Below are 14,301 nucleotides of genomic sequence, written 5' to 3'. Positions count from 1 at the left end.
ATATTTCAGAGAATCAGACAGGGGTGGCGTGAACGTGACTTCGGTGGAGCGAGACCGTCCGCGTCGATCGGTTCTTGCCGTTCCCGGCAGTTCCGCGAAGATGATCGAGAAAGCCAAGACACTTCCCGCCGACGCGATCTTTCTCGACCTCGAGGATGCGGTCGCCGCGATCGCGAAGGTAGAAGCGCGTGGACGGATAGTGGAGGCGCTCAACTCCGACGGCTGGGGTGAACAGATCAAGGTCGTCCGCGTCAACGATTGGACGACGCCGTGGACGCACGGTGATGTGATCGAGGTCGTCTCCGGTGCAGGCGGCAACCTGGACGCGATCCTGCTCCCCAAGGTCGAGACCGCCTCGCACGTCCAGGCGCTCGATCTGTTGCTCACGCAGGTGGAAAAGCTTGCGGGTCTGCCGGTGGGCGCAATCGACATCGAGCCACAGATCGAGAGTGCGAGAAGCCTGCGCAACATCGACGCGATCGCTACTGCGAGTCCTCGTGTCCGAACCCTGGTCTTCGGTCCTGCAGACCTGATGGCCAGCGTCAACATGCGCACACTTGTCGTCGGCGAACAACCTGAGGGCTACGACACCGGCGACGCTTATCACCACATTCTGATGACCATCCTGTTGGCCGCGCGCACCCACGGGCTGCAGGCGATCGACGGACCGTACCTCCAGATTCGCGACCTCGACGCGTTCCGGCGCGCCGCGGGACGCACCGCGGGCCTCGGTTTCGACGGGAAATGGGTACTGCACCCGACGCAGATCGATGCTGCCAACGAGATATTCAGCCCGCGTCAGTCCGACTTCGACAAGGCCGAGATGATCCTCGAGGCCTACGAGTTCCATACCTCCGCCGCAGGCGGCGGCCGTGGTGCTGTCATGTTGGGGGACGAGATGATCGACGAGGCCAGCCGAAAGATGGCGCTTGTCGTATCGGCGAAGGGGAGAGCCGCAGGCATGACGCGGACGACCTCGTTCACGCCGCCGGCAACGTAATTCGCCCGGAGACACACTGGGCATGGTGAAACACCACAACGGGTATCTGTTGTGTCCGTTCCCAGGCACAATGGATACATGACGAATCCACTCTCGCAGCCCGGCCGCGGTGGCCAAGGACTTCCGACTCCTCCGTCAGGATGGCCGATCGGCTCCTACCCCACCTATGCCGAGGCTCAGAAGGCTGTCGACTACCTCTCCGATCAGGAGTTCTCCGTTCAAGACGTCACGATCGTCGGCGTCGACCTCATGCAGGTCGAGCGAGTCCTGGGCAGACTCACGTGGGCCAAAGTTATTGGCGGAGGAATTGTTTCGGGCGCGTGGCTGGGCGTATTCCTCGGTCTCGTCCTCGGAATCTTCACCAACGGCAACCTTTTCGGTGCTTTGGCCATCGGAATCGTCGGCGGCATCATCTTCGGCCTCATCTCCACTGCCATTCCGTACGCAGCAACGCGCGGGCAACGTGACTTCGCGTCGAGCATGCAGCTCGTCGCCGGTCGCTACGACGTCTTGTGCGAGCCCAAGAGTGCCGAGAAGGCCCGGGACATGCTCGCGAAGCTGTCGATCTGACCCGATAGCGGAGTCAGGGACATTACGGAATAGTCCCAATTTCGCCTCGAGGACTGTGAGTTCGGTTACGTTTCTCTACGCGCAGGGTAGACCGGAGCAACTGCTGCGCGAGTAATCGAAAATACGGAGGCGGAAAGTGCCGAGACAACGTGATCCGAGGCCGAGAAACGCAACCAGGATAGGGGTGTTGGCCGCAGCTGCTCTGGTCGTCACTCCGTTGTTGGCGGCATGTGGATCTTCAGACAGCAGCACCCCGGTGCTGAGTTTCTATACAGCCGCGGACGGTGCCGAGCAGTACGCGGCCGCCGCGCAGGCCTGTTCGGCGGCGTCGGGTGGCCGCTACACCGTGGAGCAACGAACACTCCCCAAGAGCGCCAACGATCAGCGGCTTCAGCTGGCTCGACGGTTGGCGGGCAACGACAGTTCACTCGATCTGATGACACTCGACGTCGTCTGGACGGCGGAGTTCGCCGAAGCAGGTTGGGCGCTGCCGGTTCCCGAGGAGTTGTCCGCCACACTGCGCGACGGGTCGACCCTCGAAGGTCCCCTGGCAACGGCGCAATGGCAGGACCAGCTGTACGCGGTTCCGCTCAACTCGAACACGCAGCTGCTCTGGTATCGCCCGGACCAGGTTCCCGGCGGCGTACCCCCGCAAACGTGGGATCAGTTGATCGACGTCGCCGAAGCGAATGCGGCAGAGGGCAAACCGTCGTACATCGGGGTTCAGGCCAAGCAGTACGAGGGCCTGATGGTGTGGTTCAACAGCCTCCTCGTCAGCGCAGGCGGGCAGGTAGTCGGTGATGACGGTACGACTGTCACCCTCAACGACACTCCGGAGCATCGCGCGGCCACCGAAAAAGCACTCTCGATCATGAAACGAGTTGCAACCGCCGACGGTGCGGATCCGTCGATTTCTCAGACCGACGAAGCGACGGCCCGACTCGGACTCGAAGCAGGTAGCTCCGCATTCGAGGTCAACTACCCGTTCGTCCTGCCCGGCCTGAAAGAGAACGCGATCGCCGGTGCGGTTCCATTTCTCGATCTGTCGAATGTTCCTGCCGATCAACAGGATGCGGCAATCGCCGAGGTCTTCCGAAGCGCTCCGTATCCAGCTGTCAAGGAAAACACGCCCGCCAAGGTCACGATCGGTGGATTCAACATCGGCGTGGCGAACACGACCCAGCACGAGGACCTCGCCTGGGAAGCCGTCGCATGCTTGACGAACGAGGAGAACCAGCGAAACAACGCAGTCAACGGCGGCGTGCCACCGGTCCTGCGGCAGCTTTACCAGGATCCTGAGTTCCAGGCGGTCTACCCAGCGTGGGAAGGCGTGCTCAACTCGATCGAGAACTCTGCGGTCCGACCCGTTTCCCCGGCATATCAGTCCATTTCGATCCTGCTCACCGACGCGCTGAATCCACCGCAGAACATCGACCCTGTCGCCGACGTGGACAAGCTCGCCGATCTCGTTACCAAGGCCGTCAACTCGGAAGGGCTGATCCCATGAGCGCACCGACAACCGAGCCCGAATCCGGGTCCGTCGCGCCGGCCAGACAGGATGCGCTGAAACAGATATCAGAAGGTAAAAAGGCCGAGCGTCGACTCGGGCTCATGCTGGTTGCGCCCGCCGCGATCATCATGGTGGCAGTCACCGGGTATCCGATCGTCTATGCACTCTGGCTCAGTCTGCAGAAGTACAACTTGGCCTTCCCCGACGACCGTGAGTTCGTAGGCTTCTCGAACTACGTGACGGTGCTCTCGGACAGTTACTGGTGGCAGGCGTTCGGTGTCACAGTGGGAATCACGATCGTGTCGGTGATCATCGAGTTCGTCCTCGGGTTGGCTGTGGCACTTGTCATGCACCGCACCATCTTCGGTCGCGGTCTCGTTCGTACCGTGGTCCTGATTCCGTACGGCATCGTGACGGTCGCGGCGGCATACAGCTGGTACTACGCGTGGACGCCGGGCACCGGGTATCTCGCCAACCTCCTGCCCGACGGCAGTGCGCCTCTCACCGAACAGTTCCCGTCGTTGGCGATCATCGTCCTCGCCGAGGTGTGGAAGACCACGCCGTTCATGGCTCTTCTGCTGCTGGCCGGACTCGCACTCGTCCCGGACGATCTGCTCAAGGCTGCCGAGGTCGATGGGGCCGGTGCCTGGACGAGGTTGCTGCGCATCACGATTCCGCTGATGAAGCCGGCGATTCTCGTCGCGGTCCTCTTCCGCACCTTGGATGCGTTCCGCATCTTCGACAACATCTACGTGTTGACCAAGGGCAGCAACGGCACGGGCTCGGTGTCGATTCTCGGTTACGACAACCTGTTCGGCGCATTCAATCTCGGACTCGGTTCGGCGATCAGCGTTCTCATCTTCTTCTGCGTCGCCATCATCGCGTTCGTGTTCATCAAGCTGTTCGGGGCTTCGGCGCCGGGCTCGGACGACGGAGGCCGTAAATAATGACGACAGTGACGCCTCGTAAGAAGGTCGGCTGGACGGTCATCAATGTCCTCGTCCTGCTGTACGCGCTCGTTCCGTTGGCCTGGATCATCAGTTTGTCGTTCAAGTCGACGGCCACGATCACCGACGGCGCGTTCATTCCCCGGTCCTTCACGTTCGACAACTACAAGGGAATCTTCTCCACCAGTCAGTTCACGTCGGCTCTGATCAACTCGATCGGAATCGGTCTCATCACCACGGTCATCGCCGTCGTGATCGGCACGATGGCGGCATATGCCGTCGCGCGATTGGACTTCCCCGGCAAGAAGTTGCTCGTCGGTGTCGCGTTGCTCATCGCGATGTTCCCGCAGATCTCGCTCGTCACTCCGCTGTTCGACATCGAGCGTGCTCTCGGCCTTTTCGACACCTGGCTGGGTCTGATCATCCCGTACACCACGTTCGCTTTGCCGCTGGCGATCTACACGCTCTCCGCGTTCTTCCGGGAGATTCCTTGGGAGCTCGAGAAAGCGGCGAAGATGGATGGCGCCACTCCAGCTCAAGCTTTCCGTAAAGTCATCGCTCCGCTGGCGGCTCCCGGCATCGTGACGGCCGCCATCTTGGTGTTCATCTTCGCCTGGAACGACCTGCTGTTGGCCATCTCGTTGACTGCGACCGAGAGGTCCATCACCGCGCCTGCCGCGATCGCGCAGTTCACCGGCAGCTCGCAGTTCGAGGAGCCGACAGGATCGATCGCAGCAGCAGCAGTGGTCATCACCATTCCAATCATCGTTTTCGTGCTCTTTTTCCAACGACGCATCGTGGCGGGCTTGACGTCCGGCGCAGTGAAGGGATAACCGTCATGTCCGAAATTGTTCTCGAAAACATCACCAAGCTCTTCCCGGACGGTGCCGCTGCCGTCAGCGACGTGTCCATGACCATCGCGGACGGCGAGTTCATCATTCTCGTCGGGCCGTCGGGGTGTGGAAAGTCCACGACGCTCAATATGATCGCGGGTCTCGAGGACATCTCGTCCGGTGAGCTGCGTATCGCAGGGGAGCGTGTCAACGAGAAGGCTCCGAAGGATCGCGATATCGCGATGGTGTTCCAGTCCTACGCGTTGTACCCGCATATGACGGTGCGACAGAACATCGCGTTCCCGTTGACTCTCGCCAAGCTCAGCAAGAACGAGATCAACGAGAAGGTGGAGGAGGCTGCGAAGATCCTCGATCTGACCCAGCACCTCGATCGTCGGCCGGCAAATCTCTCCGGCGGCCAGCGTCAGCGAGTTGCGATGGGGCGCGCCATCGTTCGCACCCCCAAGGCGTTCCTCATGGATGAGCCGTTGTCGAACCTCGACGCCAAGCTGCGTGTGCAGACGCGTGCGGAGATCTCCAGGCTGCAGAAGCGGCTGGGCACCACCACGGTGTACGTGACGCACGATCAGACCGAGGCCATGACTCTCGGCGATCGGGTCGTGGTGTTGCGTGGTGGACGCGTGCAGCAGATCGGCTCACCGCAGGAGCTCTACGACAAGCCCAAGAACCTGTTCGTGGGCGGTTTCATCGGATCTCCTTCGATGAACTTCGTGCCGGGACAGCTCACCGCGAACGGTGTGTCCACCGACCTCGGCGACATCGAGCTTCCACTGGACCGAATGGACTCGATCAAGTCGAAGAATCCGGGGCGTGAAGTTGTCGTCGGCATTCGGCCCGAACATTTCGAGGATGCTGCACTCATCGACGGTTACCAGAAGATCAGCGGCGCGGTCTTCACCGCGAAAGTCGACGTTCTCGAGTCGATGGGCAGTGACAAGTACGTGTACTTCACGCTGGCGGGTGCTCAGGTCGAGTCCGCCGAACTACAGGAATTGGCTGCCGATGCGGGCATCGGCAATCTCGGTGGCGCGCAGGTCGTTGCACGGTTGGCGGCAGAGTCCAAGGCAGCCGAGGGCAGCCAGATCGAGTTGTGGTTCGATCCCGCGAAGGTGTCCGTGTTCGACCATGCATCGGGTGCAAACCTGACCCTGTAGGCGGTCCGGCGCGCAGGTAGGCGGAAATCGATGGCCCACTATCGGTTTCCGTGTACCTGCGCGACCCCGCTGTCGCGCGCAACCTCGGTGACGTTGACGGTTACAGGTGGTTCCACTCGTATTGCCGTTGCAGCCAAGGCCACGATGGTGCACGCGATCGCTCCGGCGACGAATGCAAACGTGTACACCATTTCGCGTGGAATCGAGGTTCCTGCAATGGTGTAGGTGGCCAGCATAGTGGTGAGAAGTGCACTCGCAATGGACGTTCCGACGGTTCGGACGATCGAGTTGACGCTGTTCGCGACGCCGGTGTCGGAGGCGGAGACCTCGGCCATCAGCAGGTTCGGTATCGCCGCGAAGGCGAGGCTGACGAAGACGCTGACGATCGACGTCGCGAGAATGACCTGCCAGGTGGCGGTGTGGAAGAAGACAAAGAACACGAAGCCGAAGACTCCGATTCCACCGCTCGTGATCAGTATCGGTCGTGCACCGAAGCGTCGGATGAATATCCCGCTGCAGGTTGCGGCAATGACGCCGACGACAGCTCCGGGCAGCAGATACACGACGCTGGCCCCGAGCACGGTTGCGCTGAAGCCGTAACCGGCGAGTTCACGAGGTGTCTGCACGAAGTACGAGCACGCGAGGAAGTTGACGAACATTCCGATACCGACGAAGAGTGTTGCGATATTGGTCGCCAGCAGCGGTCCGTGCGTGAGTAGGCGCGGTGCCACGAGGGGAGCTGCGGTCTTGTTCTCGAATATCCACCACAGTGCGAGCGTGATGGCTCCGATGATCGCGCAGGCAAGGGTCGCGACCGAGCCCCACCCCCAATCCCTGCCCTGCGTCAACGCAAGGAAAAGCAGGACCAGCGCTATGGCGAGGAGGACTGCGCCCCACCAGTCCACCGAGCCACGGCCAGTGCGGGCTCGCGCTGGAACGGCGAACCACGCGATCACGAGAGCCCCGAGGACGAACACCGCGGTCAGCCAGAAGACGCGGTGGTAGTCGGCGCCGTCCGCGGTCAGCAAACCCGTCAGGACGAGCCCGAACCCGCCACCGACGCCGAGAGTGCCGGAAAGAATGGCCATCGAGCCGACAAGTTTTCTGTGCGGCATCTCGTCGCGAAGGATTGCCAACGCAATCGGAAACAGCGCGTACGACACACCTTGAAGCACCCGTCCGAAGATCAGAAGTGCGAGGGAGTGGGTGCTCGCGGCGATGAGGGAACCTGCGAGCACGAGCAGCAGAACGCCGATGAGTACGGGGCGTTTGCCGTGCAGGTCTGCCAACCTGCCGATGACCGGGGTCGCGACGACGGCGGCGAGGAGATTGGCGGTGAGCACCCATCCGGCGGCGGTAGGGCTGACGTCGAGCTGCATCCCTATCGTTCCGACGATCGGGATGACCATCGTCTGGAGGACGGCAACCGTCATCACCACGAAGCACAGACCCGGCAGCAGTAGAACTCCTGGTCGTAGATCTTCCGTGCGAACCGCGGATGACATGCGGAAGAACCCCGTTACATTTCGATGGAGCAAGAGACATCAAAAAACTTGATGTGTGCACCTAAATGCTTATCAGAGTTTCTGTAGAGGGGGAAGGCGCGCATGTCTCTCGCGACTACGACGCGAGGTTCACGAACGTTGGGTGTCTCGCGCCCGCTCGCGGAGTTCGGAGACGATCTCGTCGTTCCAGATATGTTCGCGCACCAGGCGATACCGTTCGCGGATCATCCACAGGTACGCCTCGGCGTCCGTCTTGCCTTCCAGGATGTCGGCGGCGCGCACCATCCTGACGACGGGGAGGAACTCTTCGCCGAACCAGCGTCGGGCAACGGTTGGGCGATCGACGAATTCTGATAACTCCTGGATCAGCCGGAAACCCCAGGCTTCGACGCATTCACTCAATTCCGCGTACTCGAACGGATCGGTGACCTGCACCGCGTCGCGGGCCTTGCCGACCAAGGGCACGCGGGTGAGGAAGATGCGTCGGTGATCCTTGATGAGCAGATCACCGCGCCTGGTGATGCCCTCGGGGGAGATGCGCGTGATGATTTCGGTAACGAAAGCGTCGATCGTGGTTCGGTGCATGGCGAAAGCGATGGACACCCGATGGTGGCCGTCGATGACGAAATGCATCGACCCGATGCGATACACCTGAATCGGCGGCATGGACTCGCCACGTCTTTGGGCGGCGGCGAGGCGCTGCCACCGCTCCCGAACCCGTGCCGAGGTCGGTCGGAAGAACCGATCGAAGTCGCGTGTGCGGTCCACGCTTCCGACGATGGAGTCGACCCGGATGACCTGCAAGCCGAGTTGGCGCTCACCCACCTTGCCGAGAGCGGCGACGACCTCGTCGAACGGCAGGATGGTGTTGACGTCGTCAGGTTGTCGACGCAACCACCCGACCAATCGTGCGATGTCGGCGCGTCGGCGCTGCCGCGTGAAGTCGTTCTCCGCATCGGCGGTGGGAAAGCCGGTGTCACGTGCCATGTCGTCGCCTCACGATCGTGGGTACGTTCTCAGCTGCTCGGCCACCCGGTTCGATCTCGAGCAAGGTGTATCCGACCGTGTTGAGGACGGTGGTCCCGTGCAACTCGAGGTCTTCCGGTGTCTGCCCGTGGGGATGGATGTGACCGTGCAGAAGCAACTGGGGTTGCAGCGAACGGACGACGTCGTCCAGACATTCGAATCCGACGTGCGCGGGATCGGTGTCGTCGCCGACTCCGAACGGCGGGCTGTGCGTCAGGAGCACGTCCACACCGCGCAGGTCGCCGCGCACCGTTCGTTTCCACGATTCGGTGCGGGTGAGGGACCGGGCTCGGCGACGCTGTTGACGTTGAGTCCACTGATTGGGGCCATCGTTGTACCGAATCGATCCACCCAGGCCCGCGATGCGCAACCCCGCCGCCGACACGATCGTGCGGTCGGCGTTCACCGCACCTACCGGCCCTGGCCAGGCGCTGGGCAGACCCGCGCGCATCCATCCGACCCGCCCGGCCGAGTATCCGGTCAAGTCCGCGTCGTGATTTCCGGGGACGAACACGCACGGTGCATTCAACGCATCGGTCAGGTATTCCAAGTATTCGAAGGGCAGGTCGCCGGCCCCGAGAACGAGGTCGACATCGAGCGAGCGCACCTGTGTGCTCCACAGGGTCTCGATAGTTTCGTCGGAGACGGCTAGGACGGAGACCACGTGCCCGACGCTACCGACAACCACGTTTCGTGATGCACCGAACGCGCCGTTCGGACTGCGGTGGTGTTGGATGGCACTGTGAGCGACAGCGTCGTTTCCTCGGTCCGCGCACACCTCGTCGCGCAGATCGGGGACGAGAATCCCCGCCCCTACTCGGTCACCTTCCTCGGCCTCGAATCGTTGGAAGTGCTGACATTTCTGCCCCGGCAGGATGCGTTCGCCAGATTCGCAACTCTGGGATGTTCTCGATACCCCATGTCCGATCCCAGTGAGATGATCGCCGACGCGACCCGCGGTCCCCGAGCCGAACTCATTCTCATCACGAGAGTCTTCGACGGTATCGACACCTCGTTCCTGCAGAACATCGCCAAGTTGGCGGCGTCGCCGTCGGTGGAAGGGGTGGTTCTGCGCCCGGATCTTCTGCTCGATATCGGCGAACCGTTGTGGAAGGGCGCACCCTTCACTGCGGTGTTGCTCGGAGACAGTGAGATCGAGGATCTGGTGCTGCCGGAGCCCGCAGATCCGGTGAAGTTCCTGCAACTGGTTCCGATCACCAGTACCGAGGCTGCATGGGTACGACTGCGCGGCGCCGAAGCGCTTCGGGACGCATGGAAAGAAGCAGGTATCGATGTTCGCGACCCTGCTCGGTCGGCTGTGACCCTCTAGTCACACCGAGTTCGACGCGGCTTGCCGGCGGTCAGAGCCAGTTGTTGCGCCGGAACGTCGCGAACAAGCTGATGCATACGACCGCTACGACTCCGATGACGCCGTAGTAGCCATATTTCCAATGCAGTTCCGGGATGTTGTCGAAGTTCATGCCGTAGATGCCTGCCACCATTGTCGGCACCGCGGCGATGGCCACCCACGCCGAGATCTTGCGCATGTCCATGTTCTGCTGCATCGTCACCCGCGCCAACGCAGCATCGACCAGCGAACTCAGCACCTCGTCGAACTCGGCCACCCGCTCCGCAACCAGCGTGTGGTGGTCCGCGACATCGCGCAGATACCGGCGTATCGCCTTCGGAACAGGAGTGTCCACACCCTGCACCAACTGGCTCAACGGCGTCGACAGTGGCGTAACCGAGCGCCGCAACTCGACGACCTCGCGCTTGAGTAGATAGATGTTCTCGATCGGAACGTGATCATCGGGGGAGAACACTTCCTCCTCCATCACGTCGACGTCACGTTCGATCGAAGACGTCACCGCCAGATACTCGTCGACGACGTGATCGGCGACGGCATGCAGAACTGCGGTCGGCCCCAGCGCAAGGTGCTCCGGATTCTGCTCCAGTCGATGACGCACGCCGGAGAGCCCGGAATGTTCGCCGTGCCGGACGGTCACCACGAAGTCCCGACCGAGGAAAACCATGATCTCGCCGCTCTCGACCAACTCGTTGGCCGTCGTCGCCGATTCGTGCTCGACGTAGCTCACCGTTCGGAGAACGAGAAACGAAACGTCGTCGTATCGTTCGAGTTTGGGGCGCTGGTGGGCGTGAACCGCGTCCTCTGCCATCAACTCGTGCAGGCCGTAGCACTCGGCGACACTGTTCATCTGGCCTTCGTCCGGGGCGTGCAGGCCGACCCAGACGAATCCGTCGCCGCGTCTGCGGACCTCTGCGATGGCAGCGGAATGAGTGAATTTGCCCGCCAACCGGACGCCGTCGACGTACACGGCACAGTCGACGATGGCGCGGGCGGTCGGCACCGGGACTTTCGGCACGCGAGCCGCCGATCGGGTAGAGGGCCGCAGCGAGTGCAGGGACGGCAGCGAAGGCCGTGGTGGTAGAGATGGCATGGCTGCACTCCTTCGTCGAGGGCGGGTTCTTCGAGGGCGGATTGTTCTGGGCGGCGAGCGACGCGCAATCCTACGCCTGAGAGACTTTCCCTCGTGCGCATAGATCTTCACACTCATTCTTCCGCGTCCGACGGCACCGATACGCCGGCGGAGTTGGTTCGTGCGGCGCGCGCGGCAGGTCTCGATGTCGTTGCGCTGACCGATCACGACACTACGGCCGGTTGGGACGAGGCGCTGGAGGCGGCACCTGCCGGTCTGACCGTGGTGCGCGGAATGGAGATGTCCTGCACCGGTCGAGGCGAGGACGGCGATCCGGTTCCGGTACACCTGCTGGCGTACTTGTTCGATCCCGAGAACGAAGCCTTCGCGCTCGAACGTGCGCGATTGCGTGAAGAACGCAGCACGAGGATCGGACGCATGGCCGAGCTACTGGCCGTCGACTATCCCAGCATCGACCCGGAAGACATTCTTGCCGGGACCGGCCCGTCGGCCGGCCGGCCCCACCTGGCACGTGCGCTCGTCGACGCCGGCGCCGTCCCGAGCGTGCAGGCAGCGTTCGACGGACCCTTGAGTACCGGGAGCCAGTACTACGTTCCCAAAGTCGACACCCCGCTCGATCGGGCCGTGGAGATGATCGCGGCAGCGGGAGGAGTCAGTGTGCTCGCGCACGCACGCGCCAGGACCCGGGGAAGACTGCTCGATCTCGCACAGATCCGTGAACTCGTCTCGCTCGAGCCCGGAGGAATCGGGGGACTCGGGGGTATCGAGGTCGACCATGCCGATCACAACGCCGAGGACACTCGGTTACTCCGCGAGCTCGCCGGCGAGCTCGACCTGATCGTCACAGGCTCGTCCGACTATCACGGTCGAAACAAGGAACTGAAGCTCGGTCAACACATGACGCACGTGGACGACTACGAGCGGTTGGTATCGCAGGCATCCGGACTGTCTGTATGAACTTCGATACCACCCTCTACCTGACGGTCCTGATCACGCTGTTCGTCATCATGGACCCACCGGGCGCCATTCCTGTCTTCCTGTCCCTGGTCGGACGCAAGAGCAAAGAAGAGCGAAATCGCGCCGCCTGGCAAGCTCCCGCGGTCTCGCTGACGGTCATCACCGTCTTCGCCATCGGTGGCCAGGCCATTCTCGGCTACCTGCACATCGGAATACCGGCGCTTCAGGGCGCGGGCGGACTGTTGCTTCTCCTCATCGCACTGTCACTGCTCACCGGCAAAAGTGCAGGTGGTGGCACCGAGGCCGAGGAAGTCAACGTCGCGCTCGTCCCCCTCGGCACCCCGCTGATGGCGGGGCCGGGTGCGATCGCAGCCGTCATCGTCTATGTCAGCCAAGCCGACGGGCGGGTCGGTCCCTCGCAGCCGTGGCGCTTGCCATCATCACCATTCACATACTGTTCTTCGCAGTGCTCAGATTTTCGACGGTATTGATACGAATCCTGGGTGTCGGTGGCATCACCTTGCTTGCTCGCATCGCGGGCCTGCTGCTGGCTGCAATTGCCGTCCAGCTCATCGCGGACTCCGTCCGCGGCTTCATCACAGGAGGTTGACGGGTGTGCTTAGAGCGTTGAGTGGGGCCGTCGCAGCAGGGCTCGTCGTCATGGCCATCCTTGTCGTGGGCGCCCAATATCTTGGAAATCAACGTGCGTTTCCCGGGCCGGGCACGGTCTCGGTAGTCGCCCACATCGCGGCCGCAGTTACCGCCATCCTCGCGCAGCACTTCTCCGATCACCGTCGTCGAGGGTCCTCGGCTCTCGCATCGACCGCCGTCCTTGTCATCGCAGGTGGGTTGCTCTGGACTCAGTGGTGGAGTTGACCTCACCTGTCGGTGGCGATGCCCGACATGTTGCCAACCCGCGGACCGCAGTGGCACACTGACTCCTGCAGTTTTCGGCGCCACCGCGTCATACCGACTGTGTAGATCGGTTCTCCCGCAGATGCAGCCGCACGATGGCGCGCTCGGTGACACCTCCCTCGAATTCCTGGACGGTATCGAAACCGGATTCCATAGGAGCTAACGTGACCACCGTGACCGAACCGATCAGCAACACAGGAAACCTGTCCGCTATCACCGACGAGGAGATATTCCTCGGACACGTCGGTGGAAAGCTGTCCGTCGAACTGGCCTCTCCACTCGAGACTCAACGTGACCTTTCCATCGCGTACACCCCTGGGGTAGCTCAGGTGAGTCGCGCTATCGCGGAAGATTCCGCGCTTGCCAAGAAGTACACCTGGACCGACCGCCTCGTCGCTGTCATCTCCGACGGTTCGGCTGTTCTCGGACTCGGTGACATCGGCCCCCGCGCATCGCTTCCGGTCATGGAGGGCAAAGCGGCTCTGTTCAAAAAATTTGCCGGCCTGAACTCCATCCCGATCGTCATCGACACCCAGGACGTCGACGAGATCGTCGACACCATCGTTCGTCTGCGTCACAGCTTCGGTGCCGTCAATCTCGAAGACATCTCCGCGCCGCGTTGCTTCGAAATCGAGAGGCGCGTCATCGAAGCTCTCGACTGCCCGGTGATGCACGACGACCAGCACGGCACCGCCATCGTCGTTCTCGCTGCCCTCAACGGCGCAGCGAAGTTCCAGGGGCGTAGCACTGCAGGGTTGAAGGTCGTCATCTCCGGGGCCGGTGCTGCAGGCGTCGCGTGCGCCAACATTCTTTTGGCTGCAGGCACTCCGGATGTCGTCGTGCTCGATTCCAAGGGAATCGTCTCGGCCGATCGCACCGACTTGAACTCGGTGAAAACAGACCTGGCCTCGCGGACCAATCCTCGCGGGCTGTCGGGGAGTGCTGCCGATGCGCTCGCCGGAGCCGACGTGTTTCTCGGAGTCTCCGCTGGACAGATCGACGAGTCCTGCATCGCGTCGATGGCACCGGAGTCGATCGTGTTCGCCCTCTCGAACCCGGATCCCGAGATTCACCCTGAGCGAGCGAGCCTCTACGCCGCGATCGTCGCGACAGGTCGCAGTGACTTCCCGAATCAGATCAACAATGTGCTCGCCTTCCCCGGCGTGTTCAAAGGCGCACTCGACGCCGGAGCACGCCGCATAACCGAAGGCATGAAACTCGCCGCTGCCGAGGCAATCCTCTCGGTTCTCGGCGATGAGTTGGCTGCGGACAAAATCGTGCCGAGCCCGCTCGACCCTCGCGTAGCCCCGGCCGTTGCGGACGCAGTTGCGGCAGCAGCGCGAGCCGAGGGTGTCGCGTAGGACCGAATAGAAGAAGCACCCCGGACCTAGCCTCAACCAGGCA

At 62.3% G+C, this 14,301-nt stretch carries 14 protein-coding genes and 1 pseudogene; 11 read left to right on the top strand and 4 right to left on the bottom strand.

Features of this window, described 5'->3' with window-relative positions; genetic code table 11:
• The first annotated feature begins 34 nt into the window (after window positions 1–34).
• The 6 genes from BJD99_RS06550 to BJD99_RS06525 all read left to right on the top strand — a co-directional run bounded on the left by BJD99_RS06550 (window position 35) and on the right by BJD99_RS06525 (window position 6,035).
• Window positions 35–1,000, top strand: coding sequence for a CoA ester lyase (locus BJD99_RS06550; protein WP_084346347.1), 966 nt, complete (start codon window positions 35–37; stop codon window positions 998–1,000).
• Between the two features lie 78 nt (window positions 1,001–1,078).
• Window positions 1,079–1,570, top strand: a complete 492-nt coding sequence (locus tag BJD99_RS06545; protein ID WP_084346014.1) for a general stress protein — start codon at window positions 1,079–1,081, stop codon at window positions 1,568–1,570.
• 184 nt (window positions 1,571–1,754) lie between these two features.
• Window positions 1,755–3,077, top strand: coding sequence for an extracellular solute-binding protein (locus BJD99_RS06540; protein ID WP_084346013.1), 1,323 nt, complete (start codon window positions 1,755–1,757; stop codon window positions 3,075–3,077).
• Window positions 3,074–4,027: a carbohydrate ABC transporter permease gene (locus BJD99_RS06535; RefSeq protein WP_084346012.1), complete on the top strand. Its 954-nt coding sequence runs from the start codon at window positions 3,074–3,076 to the stop codon at window positions 4,025–4,027. The genes BJD99_RS06540 and BJD99_RS06535 overlap by 4 nt, the downstream gene beginning before the upstream one ends.
• The gene (locus BJD99_RS06530; RefSeq protein WP_084346011.1) at window positions 4,027–4,860 is read left to right on the top strand and encodes a carbohydrate ABC transporter permease; all 834 of its coding nucleotides are present in this window, start codon (window positions 4,027–4,029) and stop codon (window positions 4,858–4,860) included. Before BJD99_RS06535 ends, BJD99_RS06530 begins: the two co-directional genes overlap by 1 nt.
• Before the next feature lie 5 nt (window positions 4,861–4,865).
• Window positions 4,866–6,035, top strand: a complete 1,170-nt coding sequence (locus BJD99_RS06525) for an ABC transporter ATP-binding protein (RefSeq protein WP_084346010.1) — start codon at window positions 4,866–4,868, stop codon at window positions 6,033–6,035.
• Between the two features lie 38 nt (window positions 6,036–6,073).
• On the opposite strand, the gene BJD99_RS06520 is transcribed toward BJD99_RS06525, so the two are convergent.
• The 3 genes from BJD99_RS06520 to BJD99_RS06510 all read right to left on the bottom strand — a co-directional run bounded on the left by BJD99_RS06520 (window position 6,074) and on the right by BJD99_RS06510 (window position 9,230).
• Window positions 6,074–7,540 carry an MFS transporter gene (locus BJD99_RS06520; RefSeq protein WP_084346009.1) on the bottom strand — a complete coding sequence of 489 codons (1,467 nt, stop codon included), beginning with the start codon at window positions 7,538–7,540 and terminating at the stop codon, window positions 6,074–6,076.
• Window positions 7,541–7,669: 129 nt separating this feature from the next.
• A complete protein-coding gene (locus tag BJD99_RS06515; RefSeq protein WP_084346008.1) occupies window positions 7,670–8,527 on the bottom strand; it encodes a chromosome partitioning protein ParB in 858 nt (285 codons plus the stop codon).
• Window positions 8,517–9,230, bottom strand: a complete 714-nt coding sequence (locus BJD99_RS06510; protein ID WP_084346346.1) for a metallophosphoesterase — start codon at window positions 9,228–9,230, stop codon at window positions 8,517–8,519. Before BJD99_RS06510 ends, BJD99_RS06515 begins: the two co-directional genes overlap by 11 nt.
• A 78-nt stretch (window positions 9,231–9,308) precedes the next feature.
• On the opposite strand from BJD99_RS06510, the gene BJD99_RS06505 reads away from it, so the two are divergent.
• Window positions 9,309–9,896, top strand: a complete 588-nt coding sequence (locus BJD99_RS06505; protein ID WP_179142217.1) for a suppressor of fused domain protein — start codon at window positions 9,309–9,311, stop codon at window positions 9,894–9,896.
• Between the two features lie 31 nt (window positions 9,897–9,927).
• Here BJD99_RS06505 and BJD99_RS06500 read toward each other — a convergent pair whose 3' ends face one another.
• On the bottom strand, window positions 9,928–11,025 hold the full coding sequence (locus BJD99_RS06500; RefSeq protein WP_179142216.1) for a magnesium and cobalt transport protein CorA: 1,098 nt from the start codon (window positions 11,023–11,025) through the stop codon (window positions 9,928–9,930).
• A 93-nt stretch (window positions 11,026–11,118) separates the two neighbouring features.
• On the opposite strand from BJD99_RS06500, the gene BJD99_RS06495 reads away from it, so the two are divergent.
• The 4 genes and pseudogenes from BJD99_RS06495 (at window position 11,119) to BJD99_RS06480 (ending at window position 14,258) form a co-directional block, all read left to right on the top strand.
• A complete protein-coding gene (locus tag BJD99_RS06495; protein ID WP_084346006.1) occupies window positions 11,119–11,982 on the top strand; it encodes a PHP domain-containing protein in 864 nt (287 codons plus the stop codon).
• Window positions 11,979–12,592 (top strand): annotated as a pseudogene (locus tag BJD99_RS06490) (MarC family protein). The gene BJD99_RS06495 and the pseudogene BJD99_RS06490 overlap by 4 nt, the downstream one beginning before the upstream one ends.
• 5 nt (window positions 12,593–12,597) lie before the next feature.
• Window positions 12,598–12,858: a hypothetical protein gene (locus tag BJD99_RS06485; RefSeq protein WP_256895528.1), complete on the top strand. Its 261-nt coding sequence runs from the start codon at window positions 12,598–12,600 to the stop codon at window positions 12,856–12,858.
• A gap of 203 nt (window positions 12,859–13,061) precedes the next feature.
• Window positions 13,062–14,258 (top strand): NADP-dependent malic enzyme, encoded by a 1,197-nt coding sequence (locus BJD99_RS06480; protein WP_084346004.1) that lies wholly within the window; start codon window positions 13,062–13,064, stop codon window positions 14,256–14,258.
• Window positions 14,259–14,301 lie beyond the last annotated feature (43 nt).

The sequence above is a fragment of the Rhodococcus sp. 1163 genome, from assembly GCF_002091985.1.
Taxonomy (GTDB): domain Bacteria; phylum Actinomycetota; class Actinomycetes; order Mycobacteriales; family Mycobacteriaceae; genus Rhodococcoides.
The sequence above is the reverse complement of the archived record's forward strand: the minus strand, read 5'-3'. Positions and strand labels throughout refer to the sequence as shown.